The sequence below is a fragment of the Lysinibacillus sp. GbtcB16 genome, assembly GCF_019091145.1.
Classification (GTDB): domain Bacteria; phylum Bacillota; class Bacilli; order Bacillales_A; family Planococcaceae; genus Lysinibacillus; species Lysinibacillus fusiformis.
This window is the reverse complement of record NZ_JAGXJV010000699.1, coordinates 1-249: the sequence shown is the minus strand read 5'-3', so window position 1 is coordinate 249 and position 249 is coordinate 1. Positions and strand designations below refer to the sequence as shown.

General features: G+C 48.6%; 1 protein-coding gene. It reads right to left on the bottom strand.

The features are described from left to right. A partial coding sequence (locus KVT27_RS25640) for a collagen binding domain-containing protein (protein WP_217582280.1) occupies positions 1-249 on the bottom strand: 249 nt, incomplete at both ends.

Below are 249 nucleotides of genomic sequence, written 5' to 3'. Positions count from 1 at the left end.
CCTCCACTGCCTGAAGTAACGGTGTTGGTGATGGGGCCATTGTTCAGAACGGGGCTGCTCGCCTTAGTCTTATACACAATTTTATAAGCCGATGAAACATCTTTAAGGAACTGGAGCTTGAAGCCATTCTTGCCCGCGGCAGTTTGAGAAGTTACCGTATAAGCTGTGTCGGACAAAGGACTGCCCAACTCCTCATCGCCTGAAGCAGCAAATGTAACAGGATAAACTCGCAAGGAGTCTGTCACAAAC